This window comes from Methylobacterium sp. WL7, assembly GCF_008040085.1.
GTDB lineage: Bacteria > Pseudomonadota > Alphaproteobacteria > Rhizobiales > Beijerinckiaceae > Methylobacterium > Methylobacterium mesophilicum.
The window spans coordinates 1-254 of the sequence record NZ_VRVG01000404.1 but is presented as its reverse complement, the minus strand read 5'-3'; the positions used below and the strand labels follow the sequence as shown (position 1 = coordinate 254).

The window sequence follows — 254 nt, the reverse complement described above, 5'->3', positions numbered from 1 at the left end:
TCGCCCTCAACGCCACGATCGAGGCGGCCCGGGCTGGCGAGTCGGGGCGTGGTTTCGCCGTGGTCGCCACCGAGGTGAAGGCCCTGGCGACCCAGACCGCCCGGGCCACGGACGAGATCGGCGGCCCGATCGAGCAGGTCCACGGTATCGCGCTCGGCGTGGCGGCGGCCGTGGAGCAGCAGCAGGTCGCCACCCAGGAGATCGCCCGCAGCATCGCCGAGGCTGCCAGCGGCACCCGCGCCGTGACCGAGACC

1 protein-coding gene is annotated in these 254 nt (G+C 74.8%); it reads left to right on the top strand.

Features of this window, described 5'->3' with window-relative positions:
• On the top strand, positions 1 to 254 hold a 254-nt coding region (locus FV233_RS29990), incomplete at both ends, for a methyl-accepting chemotaxis protein (protein WP_246690153.1).